The organism is Pseudomonas lurida (assembly GCF_002563895.1).
Taxonomy (GTDB): Bacteria; Pseudomonadota; Gammaproteobacteria; order Pseudomonadales; family Pseudomonadaceae; genus Aquipseudomonas; species Aquipseudomonas lurida.
On sequence record NZ_PDJB01000001.1, the window covers coordinates 4453452 to 4471689 of the forward strand.

At 63.9% G+C, this 18238-nt stretch carries 6 protein-coding genes; 2 read left to right on the plus strand and 4 right to left on the minus strand.

Annotation, left to right across the window (positions count from 1 at the left end; all coding sequences use genetic code 11):
* Nucleotides 1-86 precede the first annotated feature (86 nt).
* Both ATH90_RS20130 and ATH90_RS20135 read right to left on the minus strand, forming a co-directional pair.
* Nucleotides 87-12968, minus strand: coding sequence for a non-ribosomal peptide synthetase (locus ATH90_RS20130; protein WP_098467155.1), 12882 nt, complete (start codon nucleotides 12966-12968; stop codon nucleotides 87-89).
* Between the two features lie 51 nt (nucleotides 12969-13019).
* Complete coding sequence (locus ATH90_RS20135) at nucleotides 13020-13772, minus strand: thioesterase II family protein (RefSeq protein WP_098467156.1); 753 nt, start codon at nucleotides 13770-13772, stop codon at nucleotides 13020-13022.
* A 302-nt stretch (nucleotides 13773-14074) separates the two neighbouring features.
* On the opposite strand from ATH90_RS20135, the gene ATH90_RS20140 reads away from it, so the two are divergent.
* Nucleotides 14075-14626: an RNA polymerase factor sigma-70 gene (locus ATH90_RS20140; protein ID WP_005789991.1), complete on the plus strand. Its 552-nt coding sequence runs from the start codon at nucleotides 14075-14077 to the stop codon at nucleotides 14624-14626.
* A gap of 160 nt (nucleotides 14627-14786) precedes the next feature.
* Here the strand turns inward: ATH90_RS20140 and ATH90_RS20145 are convergent, their stop codons facing one another.
* The gene (locus ATH90_RS20145) at nucleotides 14787-15575 is read right to left on the minus strand and encodes a substrate-binding periplasmic protein (protein WP_052211135.1); all 789 of its coding nucleotides are present in this window, start codon (nucleotides 15573-15575) and stop codon (nucleotides 14787-14789) included.
* 94 nt (nucleotides 15576-15669) lie between these two features.
* Nucleotides 15670-16293 carry a TetR/AcrR family transcriptional regulator gene (locus tag ATH90_RS20150; protein WP_034107881.1) on the minus strand — a complete coding sequence of 208 codons (624 nt, stop codon included), beginning with the start codon at nucleotides 16291-16293 and terminating at the stop codon, nucleotides 15670-15672.
* Nucleotides 16294-16446: 153 nt separating this feature from the next.
* Here ATH90_RS20150 and ATH90_RS20155 point away from each other — a divergent pair, with 153 nt between their 5' ends.
* Nucleotides 16447-18225, plus strand: a complete 1779-nt coding sequence (locus tag ATH90_RS20155; protein WP_098467157.1) for an acyclic terpene utilization AtuA family protein — start codon at nucleotides 16447-16449, stop codon at nucleotides 18223-18225.
* Nucleotides 18226-18238 lie beyond the last annotated feature (13 nt).

Sequence of the window (18238 nt, forward strand, 5' to 3'; positions counted from 1 at the left end):
TCACCTTCCTTCAGGATGAACGTGGTCGAGTGTGGGAGCGGGCTCGCTCGCGAATCGGCGCTGACAGCCGGCAAACATGTCGAGTCCTACAGCCCCTCCAGCTCTGCCATCAAATCACTCAAGCGATCCACCTTCTCGGCACTGATCTCATTCGCCGCCAGCCCCTCGATATACTCAGCCAACTCCGCGACCGTACTGCACTCGAACATCGCTCGCAGCGGCACGTCACGTTGCAGGGTTTTCTGCACCCGCGAGGCAATCTGCGTGGCCAGCAACGAGTGCCCACCCAGTTCGAAGAAGTTGTCCTGCACTCCCACCCTGTCGACTTTCAGCACCTCGGCCCAGATGACGGCCAGGGTGGTTTCCAGCTCGTTGCGCGGCGCCAGGTAATCCTGGCTGTGCAACTGGCCGATCTCCAGGGCCGGCAAGGCCTTGCGGTCGAGTTTGCCGTTGGCGTTGAGCGGCAGCCGGTCGAGCCATAGCCAGTGCAACGGCACCATGTATTCCGGCAACTCAGCGCGCAGGCGTTGCTTGATGCGGTCCAGGCGCTCGCCTGGGTTGAGCGTTCCATCAGCTGCCACCAGATAGCCGACCAGATGCTTGCCGTTGACGCCCTCCTGCACGCCCACCGCGGCATCGCGTACTTCCGGTTGTTCGTGCAGGCGCGCTTCGATTTCACCCAGCTCGATCCGGTAGCCACGAATCTTCACCTGGTGGTCAATGCGACCGACGTACTCCAGCACGCCGTCGCTGCGGCGGCGCGCGAGGTCACCGGTGCGGTAGAGACGCTCGCCCGGTGCGCCGAACGGATTCGGCACAAACACCGGCGCAGTGCGCAATGGGTCGCTGACGTAACCGCGACCGACGCCCGTACCAGCGACACACAGCTCGCCAACGGCGCCTTGCGGCACCAGCTCCAGCGCACCATCGAGCAGGTACAAGCGGTTATTGTCGGTCGGTGTGCCAATCGGCAAGTACGTACCACGGGTCGACGCCAGGTCGACGCGGTAGAACGCCACATCGTCCGAGCATTCCGCAGGACCGTACGCGTTCACCAGACCAATCTGCGGGTAGCGCAGCAGCCATTGGTGCGCCAACTCCGGCGGCATCGCCTCACCGGTCGGCAGCATCCAGCGCAGGCCGTCCAGGCCAATACGGTCCTGGGCCAACATGCCCTGGATCAGCGATGGCACGCTTTCCAGCACGGTAATGCCCTGGGCCTGTACATGCTCCAACAGGCCTTGAGGATCATGCGCGAGGGTGTTCGGTACGATGTCCACCCGCGCGCCGAACAGCGGCGCGGCGAGGAATTGCCACACGGAAATATCGAAGCTCTGCGAAGCGGTTTGCGCAATCACATCCGCTTCGTCCAAGGCCAGGTACGGCACCTTGCTCAACTGGTTATTGAGCATGCCGCGCTGTTCCACCATTACACCCTTGGGCAGGCCGGTGGAGCCCGAGGTATAGATCACGTAGGCGAGGTTGTCCGGGCCACTGTAGATGCCGGGGTTCTCCCCGCGAGCAGGCACTTCCTCCCACACCAGCAACTGGCAGTCGAAGCCTTCCAGCAGCTCGATAGCCTGCTCGCGGCAAGCTTCGGTGCACACCAGCAACGGTGTGCGGCTCAAGTCGATGATGCTGCGCAAACGCTGGCTCGGCAGGCCCGGATCGAGCGGCAGGTAGCCGGCACCGGCCTTGAAGCTGCCGATGATCATGCCCAACAGGTCAAGGCCACGTTCAGCCAGCAATGCCACCGGTTGGTCCAGGCCGACGCCTGCGGCAATCAGGGCGTGGCCCAGGCCGTTACTGCGGCGGTTCAGTTCGTCATAGGTCCATTGCTGATCGAGACAGCTGGCGGCGATGCGTTGCGGATGCGCGGCCACCTGGGCTTCGAACAGTTCGACATAGCTGCGCTCCAGCGGGTAGTCATGCTCGCTCTGGTTACATCCCTGTACCAGGAACTCGCGCTCCTGCTCGCCAATCAGCGGCAGGTCGGCCATGTCGCCGTGGAAGCCCTGCACCAGCGCCAGCAGCAGGCGCTTGAACTCGCCGAGCATGCCTTGCACGGTGGTCTCGTCGAAGTAGCGCTGGTCGTATGACAGGTGCAAACCGAGGTCATCGCCCGGGTAGCACACGGCAGTCAGCGGGAAGTTGGTGTGGGTGCGGCCGGAGTCCGAAGTGGCATTCAGGCTGTGTGCGCGGTCCAGCACCGAGACCTCCACCGGGGCGTTTTCGAACACAAAAAGGCTGTCGAACAGCGGCTGGCCCTTGGGCAGTTCGCTGTGTTCCTGAAGGGTCACCAGCGGCAGGTATTCGTACTCGCGCAGTTGCATGTTGCTGTCGAGCAGGCCGCTCAACCACTGGCGCACGCTGCAACGCTGGTCGTCCTCGGGCAATTTCACCCGCAGCGCAATGCTGTTGATGAACAGGCCCACCGTACGTTGCATCTCCGGCATTTCCACCGGGCGCCCGGCCACGGTGACGCCGAACAACACGTCACGGTCGCCGCTCAAGCGTCGCAGCACCAAGGCCCATGCCGCCTGGGCGAAAGTGTTGACGGTCAGTTGATGGGCCTGGGCCAACTCGCGCAGTTGTGCACCGTCACGGGCGTCGAGGCGGGTATAGCAATCGCCCACCACCATGCCGCCGCTGTGGCCCGCGTGTTCACGCAGGAACGGCCGGTCGCTCGGGATCGGCGTGGTGCGCTCGAACCCTTGCAGGTTGTGTTGCCACCACTGGCGTGCCTCGTTGAGGTTCTGGCGTTGCAGCCAGGCAATGTAGTCGCGATAACGCGGCGGCATGGCCAATTGCGCCTCGCGGCCTTCGCCCAGGGCCATGTAGATCTCGAAGAAGTCATTCATCAGCAACGAACGGCACCAGGCATCGATGAGGATGTGGTGGTTGCTCATCATGAACCAGTAGCGCTCCGCGCCGACGCGGATCAGGCGCAGGTGGAACGGTGCCTGGTTGAGCAGATCGAAACCGGCTTCACGCTCTTGCTTGAGCAGCGCTTGCAGACGCGGTTCGTGTTCGCCTTCCGGTTCCTGGCTCCAGTCCAGGTATTCGATCGGCGTGCTGCCCGGCTTGTGGATCACTTGCAGCATGTCTTCGCCGACGTTCCAGCAGAACGAGGCGCGCAAGGCCTCGTGACGGGCAATCACCGCCTGCCAGGCCTGGGCGAAACGCACGGGGTCGAGGGCGCTGTCGATGCGGTAGCGGTCTTGCATGTAATAGAGACCCGTGCCCGGCTCCAGCAGCGTGTGCAGCAACAGGCCTTCCTGCATCGGGGTCAGCGGGTAGACGTCTTCGATGGCACTGGCCGGTACTGGCAAGCTGTCGAGTTGCGACTGGGACAACTGGGCCAGCGGGAAGTCGGACGGTGTAAGGCCACCGGCATCGTCCTGAAGGCAGTGCTGGGTCAAGCTTTGCAGTTCGGCCAGATACGCCTCGGCCAATTCGCGCACGGTCGGCTGATCGAAGCGCTCGCGGCTGAAGGTCCAGCGCAGCACCAGCTCGCCGCCATACACCTGGCTGTCGACGCTCAACTCGTTGGGCAGCGGCGCATCCGGGTCATGGGCCAGGCCTGCAGACTCGTCCAGCGGATGGAACAGCGCATCGGCGCCGAAGCTCTGGTCGAACTGGCCCAGGTAGTTGAAAGTGATCTGCGCGCTCGGCAGTGCGGCCATGCTCTGTTTGCACGGGCTGTCGGCCAGGTAGCGCAGCACGCCATATCCCAAGCCTTTATGCGGCACGCCGCGCAGTTGTTCCTTGATCGCCTTGATCGAGTCGCCCAGGGCCGCTTGCGGGGTGAGGCGCAGCGGATAAGCACTGGTGAACCAGCCGATGCTGCGGGTCAGGTCGATGTCATCGAACAGGACTTCGCGGCCATGACCTTCCAGCTGGATCAGCGCCGAAGCGTGGCCGCTCCAGCGGCACACCACACGGGCCAAGGCGGTCAACAGCAAGTCGTTGACCTGGGTGCGGTAGGCGCTCGGGGCCTGTTGCAACAACTGGCGAGTCTGCTCGGCATCCAGGCGCACGCTGACGGTATCGGCATCGCGGTTGCGCAGCGAACCTTGCGGGCGGGCCACCGGCAAAGCCACATCAGGGCCCACCAACTGGGCCTGCCAGAGGCTCAATTCTTCACGTAACGATTCGCTGCCGGCGTAGGCCTGCAAACGCGCGGCCCAATCACGCAGGGCGCTGGTCTTGGCCGGCAGGCTGACGGACTGGCCGTCGCTCAGTTGGCGATAAACGGCTTGGAGATCTTCAAGCAATACGCGCCACGACACGCCGTCCACCACCAGGTGATGGATCGCGATCAACAGGCGCTGCTGCCCCTCGGGACCGTCCACCAACAAGGCGCGCAGCAGCGGGCCGTGTTCCAGGTCAAGGCTGCGCTGGGTGTCGGTGAACAGCGCGGTGCACTGCGCCATATCGCGCACTTGCGCCTGCATCAGCACGCCGCCCTGCGGCACAGCCAGGTGTTCGGCATACCAGTGCGCGTCGCGCTGGGAGAAGCTCAGGCGCAGGGCATCGTGATGCTCCAGCACTGCCAGCAACGCTCGCTCCAGGCGATGGGGGTCCAGCAGTTGTAGCGGCTTGAGGACCAGCGCCTGGTTCCAGTGCTGGCGCTGTGGAATCTCGGTATCGAAGAACCAGTGCTGGATCGGCGTGAGGCCAGAACGGCCGGTCAGTACGCCCTGCTCGGCCGTGACCTGCTCGGCGCGCGTGGCGACCGCCGCCAGGGTTTGCACGGTCTGGTGCTGGAACAGGTCGCGCGGGCTGAAATGAATCCCGGCCTGCCGCGCACGGCTGACCACTTGGATCGACAGGATCGAGTCGCCGCCCAGTTCAAAGAAGTTATCGTCCAGGCCCACCTGCTGCACGTTCAACACGGCGCACCAGATGGCGGCCAACGTGCTTTCAAGCTCATTGCGCGGGGCGACGTACTGTTGGCGGTTGGCTTGCGGATCCGGCTGCGGCAAGGCACGACGGTCAAGTTTGCCGTTGGCCGTCAGCGGCATGCTGTCGAGCACGATGAAGTGCGCGGGCACCATGTAGTCCGGCAGTTGCGCCTTGAGGTGCGCCTTGAGCGCATCGCGTACTGCGCCGTGCTCGGCATCACTGACCAGGTACGCCACCAGCTGTTTGCCACTCGGCGAATCCAGCGCCAGCACCACCGCTTCGCGCACGGCTTCGTGCTCCAGCAGGCGGGTTTCGATCTCGCCCAGTTCAATGCGGAAACCGCGAATCTTCACCTGATGGTCGATACGCCCCAGGTACTCAACCAGGCCATCGGCGCGTTGGCGCACCAGGTCGCCGGTACGGTACAGGCGTGCGCCATTGCGCGAAAATGGGTCGGCGACAAAACGCTCGGCGGTCATCCCCGGGCGCTGGTGATACCCCTGGGCCAGGCCGGCGCCACCGACGTACAACTCGCCGGTCGCCCCCTGCGGCACCAACGCCAGGTCGGCATCGAGAATATAGGCCACGCGGTCACCGATTATGCTGCCGATCGGCACGCTCGCAGCACCCTCTTCCAACTGCTCGGGCGCGAGGCTGGCCAGCGGCATCACCACCGTTTCCGTTGGGCCATAGGCGTTGAAAAACACCTGCGGCTGGAACGCGGCGCGGATGCGCTGCAGGTGTTCGCCGGTGAGCGCTTCACCACCGGTGATGCACATGCGCACCGGCAAGGTCTGCTGCCGGGTCGCCAGCCATTGCGCCAACTGGCTGCCGTAGCTCGGCGTGAAGCCCAGAATATTGATGCGATGGGTCCGGATCAGCGCGCAGATTTCTTCTGCGTCCCACTGGCCCTGGGCACGCAGCACCACCTGCGCGCCACTGAGCAGCGGCACCAGCAAACGCTCGGTGGCGGCGTCGAAGTTGATCGAATAGAAGTGCAGCTCGCAGTCGTCTGGGCGCATGCCAAACCGCTCGATCACCGCCGCGCAATGCATGGCGATTTCACCGTGGGACACCACCACGCCTTTGGGCTTGCCGGTAGAACCGGAGGTGTAGATCAAGTACGCCTGATGTTGCGCCAGGCTGATAAACGGCAGCTCGCCGGACGGGTAGTTGGCGAGCACAGGCGAGTCATCTTCGAGGCACCAGCACGCCACGCTCGCGGGCAACTCGCCGAGGGCTTCGAACATCGCCGCATCGCTGAGCAACAGGCCGATGCCGCTGTCTTCGATCATGTAGTGCAGGCGGTCCAACGGGTATTCCGGGTCGAGCGGCACATAGGCGCCCCCGGCCTTGAGAATCGCCAGCAGGCCAACCACCATTTCCAGCGAGCGCGGCAGCGCCAGGCCCACTCGCACCTGCGGGCCGACGCCGCGCTCGCGCAGCATCCAGGCCAGGCGGTTGGCGCGGGCATCCAGCTCGCGGTAGCTCAGCGTTTCACCCGCGAAGGTCAGCGCGGGCGCATCGCCACGGGCTGTCGCTTGCTGGCTGAACATGGCATGAATGCATTGATCAAGGCGATGCTCGCCCGCCTCGATGCCCAGGCTGTCCTGCAACGCACGCTGCTCGGTGGCGGTCAGTAACGGCAATTCGCTGAGGCGCTGCTCGGGGGAAGCGATCAAGGCTTCCAGCAGGTTGCGCCAGTGTCCGGCCATGCGCGCAATGCGCGGCTCGTCGAACAGGTCGGTGCTGTAGGTCAGGCAGCAACCCAGGCGATGATCGAGGTCGGTGACTTCCAGGTTGAGGTCGAATTTGGTCGCACGCGCATCATTGGCCAGGTACTCGACGGTCATGCCGGCCAGTTGGCGGCTCTGCTGGAATTCCCAGCGCTGCACGTTGCACATCACTTGGAACAGCGGGTTGTACGCCGCACTGCGCGGCGGCTGCAGGGCCTCCACCAGGTGGTCGAACGGCAGGTCCTGATGGGACTGGCCTTCGATCACGGTGTGGCGCACCTGCTCGAACAACTCAGCGACGCTCATCTGCCCATTGAGCTGGCAACGCAGTACCTGGGTGTTGAGGAAGGCGCCGATCAGCCCTTCGCTTTCCGGACGGATGCGGTTGGCCACGGGCGCGCCAATGCGCAGGTCGGTCTGGCCGCTGTAGCGGTAGAGCAATACGGCCAGGGTCGCGGTCATGGTCATGAACAGGGTCAGGCCACGCTCGGCATTAAAGGCACGCACGCGCGCCGCCAGATCGTCACTCAGGTCGAAGCGGTAGAGCTCGCCACGGTGGCTTTGCACCGGCGGGCGTGGACGGTCGCCGGGCAGTTCCAGCAAGGGGTGGTCGCTGCCCAGTTGCGCGGTCCAGTAGTCCAGTTGACGCTGGCGTTCGCCGGCCTCCAGCCATTGGCGCTGCCACACGCTGTAGTCGAGGTATTGCACCGGCAACGGTGCCAACGGCGACAGGCGCTCGTCGATAAAGGCCTCGTACAACGCGCTGAGTTCACGGGCAAAGATGTCCATGGCCCAGCCTTCGGTGACGATGTGGTGCAGGGTCAACACCAGGTAGTGTTCGCGCTCGGCGGCCTTGACCAGGCAGGCACGCAGCAACGGCCCGGTCTCCAGGTTGAACGGTGTATGGGCCTCGTGATCAGCCAGTTGTTGCAAGCGTTGCTGGCGTTCGGTTTCGTCCAGCGCGGAGAAGTCCTGCCAGTCCATGCGCAGCCCGGTCTGCGGCGAAACCTTCTGGCAAGCCACGCCGTCGACACTCGGGAAGGTGGTGCGCAGGGTTTCGTGACGCATGACCAAGGCCTGCAACGCCGCCTCGAAGCGCCCCACATCCAGCACACCCCGCAGGCGCGCCATGCCGCCGACGTTGTAGGCCGGGCTGTCCGGCTCCATCTGCCACAGGAACCACATGCGCTGCTGGGAATAGGACAAGGGCACCGGCTGGCTGCGATCGACCTTGGCGATGGCGGTTTGTTGGTTGCGTTGGCCCGATGCCTGGATCAGTCCGACCTGCTCGACGAACGCGCCCAACTCGCTGGCTTCGAACAGGGTGCGCAACGGCAGCTCGACATCGCAGGCCTGGCGGGTACGGGAGATGATTTGCGTAGCCAGCAACGAGTGGCCGCCGAGGGCGAAAAAGTCATCGCGCAGGCCGATGCTTGGCAAACCAAGGACTTCGCGCCAGATCGCCGCGACCTGCTGTTGCAGCGGGGTTTCGGGCTCGACATGTTCGCGCACGTGCCACACCGGCTCCGGCAGCGCACGGCGGTCCAGCTTGCCGCTGGGGCTCAGGGGCATGGCGTCCAGGCGCATCAACAGCGCAGGCACCATGTATTCCGGCAGCTCGGCTGCCAGGGCGGTCTTGACCTGCTGTTCGTCCAGCTCGGAATGGGCGGTGTAATAGCCGATCAGCTGTGCATCACGCACCCGCACCACGGCCTGGGCGATGCCTTCCAGGGCGAGCATGCGTGCTTCGATTTCTTCCGGCTCGACGCGAAAGCCACGCAGCTTGACCTGCTGGTCGAGGCGCCCGAGGTACTCGATCACACCGTCGGCGTTCCACCGAGCGCGGTCACCGGTGCGATACAGGCGCGCCCCCTGGTGGTCGGCGACAAAACGCTCAGCCGTCAACCCGGCGCGGCCGAGGTAACCCCGGGCCAGGCCGATACCACCGATGCACAGTTCGCCCGGCACGCCGACGGGCACGGGGTTGAGCTGTTCGTCCAGCACGCGGCAGATCACATTGCCCAAGGGGCGGCCAATCGGCGAGCGCTCGCCGTCTTCCACGCGGCAGTGCCAGTGGGTCACGTTGATCGCGGTTTCGGTCGGGCCATAACGGTTGTGCAATTGCGCCGTCGGCAACTGCGCCAACACGCGGTTGCGCAGTTCGGCGGGCAAGGCTTCGCCGCCGGAGAACACGCGGCGCAGGCTGGTGCATTCGGCCGCCAATGGCTCATCGATAAACAGCTGCAACAGCGGCGGCACAAAGTGCAGCGTGGTCACGCCGTGTTCTTGTACCAGCTGCGCGATGCGATGCGGGTCGCGGTGCTCACCGGGGCCAGCCAGTACCAGGCGGCAACCGGTGATCAGGGGCCAGAAGCATTCCCACACCGACACGTCGAAACTGATCGGCGCCTTTTGCAGCAGCACGTCGGTGCCGTTGAGTTGGTAGGTGGCCTGCATCCACTGCAAGCGCTCGGCCAATGCCGCATGCGTATTACCCACGCCCTTGGGCTGGCCGGTGGAACCGGAGGTGTAGATCACGTAGGCAAGGTTATCGCCGTGCAGGTGCAGGCCAGGCGGCTGGGTGGGCCAACTGTCGAGGTGCAGGCTGTCCATCGCTATCACGCACACGCCTTCGGCGCTCGGCACCTGTTCCAGCAACGCGGTCTGGGTCAGCAACAGGTGCACACCACTGTCCTTGAGCATGTAGGCCAGGCGCTCGGCGGGGTAATCCGGGTCGAGCGGCACATACGCGCCACCGGCCTTGATGATCGCCAGCAGGCCGATCAGCAGTTGCGGCGAACGCTCGGCGGCGATGGCCACGCACACATCTGGGCCGACGCCTTTATCGCGCAGGTAGTGGGCCAGGCGGTTGGCCTGGGTGTGCAGTTGGGCGTACGTCAGGCTGCCGCCGTCCCAGACCAGCGCAGTGTTGTCCGAGGTCTGCTGGTTGAGCAGGTCGGGCAGCCACTGCCGGGCCGGCGCACACGGGGCTTCGCTCCACGGCTGCTGCTCATCCTGGTGCATCAGCTTGAGGTCGCCGAGGGCTTGCTGCGGTTGTTCACACACCGCCTGCAACAGGGTGATGTAGTGCTCGGCCAGGCGCTCGATGGTCGCGGTATCGAACAGTTCGTCGGCGTAGTCGAACGACAGGCTCACGCGCCCATTGCGGTCCTCTTCGGTGTGCAGTTGCAGGTCGAACTTGGCTTCGCGGCTGTGCCATGGCAACTCATCGGCGAGCAGGCCTGGCAGGCGGCGCAACGCGCTCAGATCACGTTGCTGGTGGTTGAACATGACCTGGAAAAGCCCCTGTTCACGGGCTTGCGGAAAAGCTTCCAGCAGTTGTTCGAAGGGCAGGTCCTGATGCGCCTGGGCGCCCAGTGCAGCCTGGCGTGTCGCGGCCAGCAACTGGTTGAACGGCAGGCGCCCGTCCAGCTCGGCCCGCAGCACCAGGGTGTTGATGAAGAAGCCGACCAGGCCTTGGGTTTCCTGGCGTGGACGGTTGGCGCTGGGTACGCCGATGCGAATATCGCGCTGACCGCTGTAGCGGTAGAGCAGGCTCTGGAACGCCGCCAGCAACAGCATGAAGGGGGTCGATTCATTGGCCTGGGCGGTCTGGCGAATCGCTTCGCTGAGGCTTACGCCGAGGCGCACGGTGTGACGCGAGGCCGTGTGCCGGTGGTGTGCCGAGCGCGGGTGGTCGGTGGCCAGGCCCAGGGTGGGAGGGTCTTCACCCAACTGCGCTTTCCAGTACGCCAGTTGCCGCTGGCTTTCACCCTCGGCCAGCCATTGGCGTTGCCACGTGCCGTAGTCGGCGTATTGCAGGGCCAGCGGCGGCAGCTCCAGGGCTTGGCCCTGGGCAGCGGCGGCGTAGAGGCGTGAGAACTCGTCGATGAGAATGTTGAGCGACCAGCCATCGGCGATAATGTGATGCAGTGTCACCAGCAACTGGTGGTCATCATCATCCAGGCGCACCAGGGTCACCCACAGCAGCGGGCCCTTTTCCAGGTCGAACTGGGTGCGGGCTTCATCCTCGCGGATCTGCTGCGCACGGGCTTCGCGCTCGCCAGCGGGCACGTCACTGAGGTCGATGACTTGCAGCTCAAAATCGGTCTTGGCATCGATACGCTGGAAGGCCTGGCCGTCTCTTTCATAGAAGCGGGTGCGCAGGGCTTCGTGGCGCTGGATCAGTTGCTGGAAGCTTGCGCGCACGGCGTCTTCATCCAGCTCGCCGCGCAGGCGCAGGGCACCGGGGATGGTGTAGGCGCTGCTGTGCGGGTCCAGTTGCCAGGTGATCCACAGGCGGTTCTGCGCCAGGGACTGGGGCAGTTCGTCCTGGCGTGACAGGCTGTGGATCGCGCCTTGGGCCACGCCGCCGTCCTGTTGCAACTGCGCGACATTCGCTGCAAAGCCTTGCAGGGTCGGCGCCTCGAACAGCAGGCGCAGGTTCAGTTCCAGGCCGAGGGTTTCACGCAGGCGCGCCACGACCTGGGTAGCGGTGATGGAGTTACCGCCGAGCAGGAAGAAGTGATCGTCGGCGGCCACTGTTGCCACCTGCAGTTGCTCGCACCAGATCGCGGCGATCTGCTGTTGCAGCTCGGACTGCAGCCCACCATCGCTCGCCTTTGCCTGCAGATCGGGGAACTGCGCATAGCTGTCGAGGCTGCCATCCGCATGGCGAAGCGCACACGCGGCACGTTGCACCTTACCGCTGGAAGTCTTGGGCAATGCACCGGGATTGAGCAACACCACCACGCTTGGCGCCTCTTGGTAGGCCTCGGCAACGGCTTGGCGGATCGCCTTGATCAGCGCTTCGGGCGGCAGGATTTTCTGCACGCTGCGGCTGATTTCGGCGGCAATGCCGATGCCTTCCAGGCCTTGGTCATTTACCGCAAATGCGGCGACCCGGCCTTTGCGCACCACCTCCACTTCGCGTTCGATGGTTTGCTCGATGTCCTGGGGATACAGGTTGTGACCGCGCACGATCAGCAAGTCTTTGAGGCGACCGGTGATGTACACCTCGCCGTCACGGATAAAACCCAGGTCGCCGGTGCGCAGCCAGGTACGGCCGGCCTGTTGCACGAAGGTTTTGGCGGTGGCTTCGGGGTTGCGCCAGTAGCCGTGGGCGATGCTCGGACCACTGGCCCAGAGTTCGCCGACGCTGTTGTCGGCCAGCTCAGTGAGGGTGTCCGGGTCGGCGATCAGCACCGCATGCTCGGGCTGGCTGGTGCCGCAACTCATGATTGCACTGCCCTGCCCCGGCTCGGCGCGATTGGCGGCCAGCGCCTGCTCGTCGACGCGCAACGCGGGGATGCCATGGCCACGGGTACCGCCGGCGACAAACAAGGTCGCCTCCGCCAGGCCGTAGGAAGCGAAGAAATTGTTCGGGGTAAAACCGCACGCGGCGAACTTCTCGGCGAAGCGTTCCAGGGTGTCGAGGCGGATAGGTTCGGAACCGGAATAGGCCACGCGCCACTTGCTCAGGTCCAGGCGTTCCAGGGCCGACTCGCTGACCCGCTCGCTGCACAGGCGATAGGCGAAATCCGGGCCACCGCTGATGGTGCCACCGTATTCGCTGATCGCTTCGAGCCAGCGCAACGGCCGGCCGAGGAAGTAGGCTGGCGACATCAGCACACAGGGCACGCCACTGAAGATCGGTTGCAGCAGGCCGCCGATCAGGCCCATGTCGTGGTACAGCGGCAGCCAGCTGACGATCACGTCGTCCGGGTTGAGGTCGATGCCAAAGCCGCGACGGATCAGCACTTCGTTGGCCACCAGGTTGCCGTGACTGACTTGTACGCCCTTGGGCAGCGCGGTGGAACCGGAGGTGTATTGCAGGAAGGCGATGTCGTCGGGGTGCAGGTCGGGGGCAACCCAGTTACCCGCGTTCTCCAGGCCGTCGACGCTCAATACCGGCGGCGCGTTTTCGATCTGCGACAAGCCGCCGGCGAGGCTGGCGATGGTCAGCAACAGCCGCGGCTCAGCATCGCTGATGATCGACAGCAGGCGCTCCTGGTGATGGCGACGGGTGGACTCCGGCGGATAGGCCGGCACCGCAATGACCCCGGCGTACAGGCAACCAAAGAACGCCGCGACGTAATCCGGGCCACTGGGGAACAACAGCACCGCACGGTCGCCCAGTTCCGCATTGGCTTGCAGGGCAGCGGCAATGGTGCGGGCGCGCTGGTCCAGGTCGCGGTAACTGAGTACGACGCTGTGCTCGGCGGACTCGGCGAGGAAGCGCAGGGCGACCTGGTCCGGGGTCTGCGCGGCGCGACGCTGAAGGGACTGGACCAGGGTGCGGGGAAGTTCGAAGGCGTCCATCATGGGGTTCCTGCCTGAAATCGGCTTACGGGAAATTCGGGAAGTGGGGAGCGTTTAGCCAGTGACCAGTTGCCGCGCCGCGCCATTGCGCCAGCGGGCCAGGTGTTCGTCGGCGTAGCGCCGCACGCAGCGCAGTACGGCGCTTTCGTGCTGCATGAGGAAGAAGTGGTGACCGTCGAACATGTCCAGGGAAAAGCCGCTGGCGGCATCGAGTTGCCAGTCGAGCAACTGGTCGGCGCGCACGCTGTCCTGTTTGCCGCCGAACACGTGGATCGGCATCTCCAGCGGTGCACGCTCGCCGTAGGTGAAGCTGCCGCACAGCAGGAAATCAGCGCGCAGGATCGGCAGCATCAACTGCATCAACTCGGGGTTGGCCAGGGCTTCTTCGGTGGTGCCCTGCAGTTCGCGCAGGCGGGCGATCAATTGCGCGTCGGTCTTCTCGATGGCGTATTCGCTGACATCACGACGCGCCGGCCCGGCCGTGCCGGAGGCAAACAGCGCCAGCGGCGCGGGCCCGCCGCGAGCACTCAAGGCATGCGCCAGTTCAAAGGCGAGCAGGCCGCCGAGGCTATGGCCGAACAGCGCATAGGGACCGTCCAAGTCGCGGCTGACTTCGTCCGCGAGCTGCGCAGCCAAGGCCTTGATATCGCGCTGCAACGGCTCGTCCATGCGCATGCCACGGCCGGGCAATTCCAGCGGGCACACCTGCAACCACTCAGGCAGGGCACGGCGCCAACGTGCATAGACCATGGCGCTGGCGCCCGAATAGGGCAGGCAGAACAGGCGCAGTCGAGTCGGCGCACTCATCGAGCGACGACGCCAAACTGAAACACGCTGTGTGCACGATAAAAACCCATTTCGTCCTCCTGCGGGTGCTGATCCTTGGTCGTTTTACTAACGGACCTGTCACCCAGAAGAACGGACGGCATCGGCAAATAATTAGTCGGTGGGTACGAGCGAGACGTGGTTCACACCTCACAAGAAAGCATAAGATTAGTTCGCCTTCTCATTTGACAATCATTATCATTAAGCATAATTTGTTGCCCGATGTGTAGGAGGCCTCAGCAAGGACGCCCTCCCCTAACCTCTTTTGCGACAAGGTGATTTCCATGACGGAACAAGTATCCACAGGCAGGTGCGACTCACCGCTTCTCCAGGCATTCGTCGATAATCGGCTGATTCTGGTGAAGATCGCGGCCCGCATTACCGGCTGCCGCTCCCGAGCCGAAGACGTAGTGCAGGACGCCTACTTCCGGCTGCAATCGGCGCCGACAATCACGTCATCGTTCAAGGCTCAATTGAGTTATCTGTTCCAGATCGTGCGCAACCTGGCGATCGATCACTACCGCAAGCAGGCCCTGGAGCTCAAATACTCCGGGACGGAAGAGGAAGGCTTGAATGTGGTTATTCACGGCGCTTCACCGGAAACCTCGCACATCAATTTCAACACCCTGGAAAACATCGCCGACGCCCTGACCGAGCTGCCGCAGCGCACGCGTTACGCGTTCGAGATGTATCGCCTGCACGGCGTCCCGCAAAAGGACATCGCCAAGGAACTGGGCGTATCGCCGACCCTGGTGAACTTCATGATCCGTGACGCGCTGGTGCACTGCCGCAAGGTGTCGGGCAGCCATAGCGATACGTTTGCACGCAGGGTTTGAGACTCAGCAGATGAAAGGTGGGGGCTGGCGTGTGTCGAAGCGTGGCTTGCCCGCGATGAAAGGAACCTTGGTTTTCCAGTGGCGCCGAGGTGATGCTATCGCAGGCAAGCCAGCGCCCACACAAGCGCGCTCCCCAGTTCTTTAACCTGTGGTGTGCCTATCAGGGCGTGGGCATTACATCGATGCGATACGGCTCGAAAATCTTCAGCATCTCGCCGTCATCGCGCAGGCGCTTGAGCAAGGCGGAAAACGCTTCGCCTGTGATCGGCGCCTTCGGGCGCAGCAACGCGTAATGGTGATAGACCTGGTCGATGCGCTCGGACACCAGGAACTGCCCCGCCATTTCCGCGTTGCGCACCATGAAATCACTCAAGTACGAACGGGTCACCAAGGCGATGTCGGCACGCCCGCGCGCGACCATCAGCAGGTTGCTGTCATGGGAGTAGGTCAACGTGGCGTTGAAGTGCTCGGCCATGGACTTGGGGTCGGGGTTGAAGTTGGCGAAGGCGTAGTGATAACCGCTGAATACCGCCAGGCGTTTGCCTTTGAGGTCGGCGAAATAGCCTTGGTCGCGACCAGGCTCACGCTGGGCGACAAATATTTCTGCGTCTTCCAGTCCCATGTCGACGCTGGTATGGGCAATCTTCTGCCAGCCCCAGTCGGGGTTTTCGAAGATGGCCATATCGATCCGGCCCTGCTCGAAATCGCGAAAACGCCGCGGTATAGAGGTGGGCACCAGTACAAACTGGTAATCGGTTTGCGAGGCGTTCAGGGCTTCGACCAGTTGTGGCAGCAAACCGGTATCGGCGCCCTGCTCGGGGCGCACGGTGTAGGGTGGGAAATGCGCCGCGCCGATGCGCACCAATTGCGCAGCCGACGCTGGCATCCACCCTGCGGTGCCCAGTGCCCAAAAGGTAAGTCCTGCAGCCAGCCGCCATGGCGAAAACATCAAGGCACACACCGTTCAAAAACGCTAATGGCGATAAGCTAGGCGTTTTTGTCTGGCGAGACAACTTTCCGTCGGCAAATTAATAGCTTGCACCTCAATCGGCTTTCAGAACCATCAGCAGGGCTTCTTCGGCCAACTGCTCGAGCGTCAGGCTGCCCTCGGCGCGAAACCAGGTGGTGGTCCAGGACAAGGCCCCCGTGAGGAAACGCCGGGTAATAAATACATCACCACGAATATAGCCAGCGTCCTTGGCCTCGCCCAGTACCTGCAGCCAGATCGCCTCGTACACATCGCGCAAGGCCAACACCTGGGCCTGGCCTTCGTCCGATAGCGAGCGCCACTCGTACACCAGCACCGCCATGGCCTCGCCGCTGCCACCCATGATCGACTGCAATTCGCAGCGGATCAGCGCCAGCACACGTTCGCGCACATCAGTGGCTTCTTCCAGCGAAGCGCGCATCATCGCCGTGTTGTAGTGGATGGTTTCCTCCATCACCGCGCGCAGGATCTCGTCCTTGCTCTTGAAGTGATGAAAGATGCTACCGGACTGGATGCCCACGGCGCTGGCCAGGTCGCGCACCGTGGTGCGCTCGAAGCCCTTGTTGCGAAACAGATGGGCGGCGGTTTGCAGCAGTTTGCCGCGAGCACTGTCGGGGTCGGTCAATTGGCCGCCATCGACCATGGTGCGCATGACCCGAAGGGCTTTGTGCTCATCCATGCCTCTCTCCTCTACTTCCACGGACGTCTTGGCCCGCAATTTAGGCCGTGCCGGCCACCCAAGCAAGCGCTTGGCTAAAACTTGCGCCTGGAGTTTACAAACCAAGCGCTTGCTTGGTAGTCTCGTTGCCAGCCATTCGAGGAAGGATTTCTCATGAGCAAGACGGTTCGTATCGGCTGCGCCAGCGCCTTCTGGGGTGACACCTGCACCGCCGCCGCCCAACTGGTGCACGGCGGCAAGCTCGATTACCTGGTGTTCGACTACCTGGCGGAAGTCACGATGTCGATCCTCGCCGGCGCGCGGATGAAAGATCCCCACACCGGCTATGCCACGGACTTCGTCGAAGTGCTCACCCCGCTGCTGGTCGAGATCCAGCGCCAGGGCGTGCGGGTGATCAGCAATGCCGGCGGTATCAACCCCCAGGCCTGTGCCGCCGCCCTGCAAGCGGCCTGCGACAAGGCAGGCGTCGGGCTGAAAATCGCCGTGCTCCTGGGCGATGACCTGCAACCCCAACTCAAGCACCTGCATGGCATCACCGACATGTTCAACGGCACGCCGCTGCCGCCGATGTGTGTGTCCGCCAACGCCTACCTGGGCGCACCAGGCATTACCCAGGCGCTGACGCTGGGCGCGGATATCGTCATCACCGGCCGCGTGGTGGACAGCGCAGTGGTGAGCGCCGCACTGGTGCATGAATTCGACTGGTCATGGCAGGACTACGACCGCCTCGCCCAGGCCGCACTGGCCGGGCATATCATCGAATGTGGCGCGCAATGCACCGGGGGCAACTTCACCGACTGGCGCGACGTGCGGGACTACGCACACATCGGCTTTCCCATCGTCGAAGTCAGCGCCGACGGCCAGTTCACCGTCAACAAAGTCGACGGCACGGGCGGATTGATCAGCGAACTCAGCGTGGCCGAACAACTGCTGTATGAAATCGGCGACCCACGCGCGTACCTGCTGCCGGATGTGATCTGCGACTTCAGCCAGGTCAAGTTGCACCAGCAAGGCAAGCATTGCGTACGCCTGCACGGTGCCAAGGGCTTGCCACCCACCGACCAGTACAAAGTCAGCGCCACGTACCCGGATGGTTTTCGCTGCACCGCCAGTTGCCTGATCGCCGGGATCGATGCGGTGGCCAAGGCCGAACGGGTCAGCCAGGCGATCATCAACAAGACCTCGGAACTGTTCAGCGAGCGTGGCTGGGCGCCTTACACCGAAGTGAACATCGAATTGCTCGGCAGCGAAGCCACCTACGGCGCTCACGCCAGGCGCCAGGACTGCCGCGAGGTGGTGGTAAAACTGGCGGTGCGTCACCCCAGCAAACAGGCGTTGGTGCTGTTTGCCCGCGAGATCGCCCAAGCCGCGACCGGCATGGCGCCGGGCCTGACCGGCATCGTCGGCGGGCGGCCGACGGTGTACCCGTTGATCCGGCTGTTTTCGTTCCTGGTCGACAAGGCGTCCTGTGACGTACTGATCGACTTCCAGGGCGAGCGCCACGCCTGCACACTGCCAAGGACCGATGCTGCGACGCTGCCCGATGCGCCGATCGAGCCACCCAAGCCCCAAGGTCGTGCCGATGCCAGCGTGCCGCTGGTGAAACTGGCGGTGGCGCGCTCCGGCGACAAGGGTAACCACAGCAATATTGGCGTGATCGCCCGCGACCCCGACTACCTGCCGTGGATCGCCGAGGCGCTGACCCCGGAAGTCGTCGTCGATTGGATGGGCCATGTGCTTGACCCCGTGCACGGCCGCGTCGAGCGCTGGTACCTGCCCGGCAGCCACAGCCTCAACTTCCTGCTGGAAAACGCCTTGGGCGGTGGCGGCATTGCCAGCCTGCGCATCGACCCGCAGGGCAAAGCCTTCGCCCAGCAACTGCTGGAAATCCCCATCGCTGTGCCGCAACACATCGCAGATTCTCTCAATTAACAGGAGCGTTGCC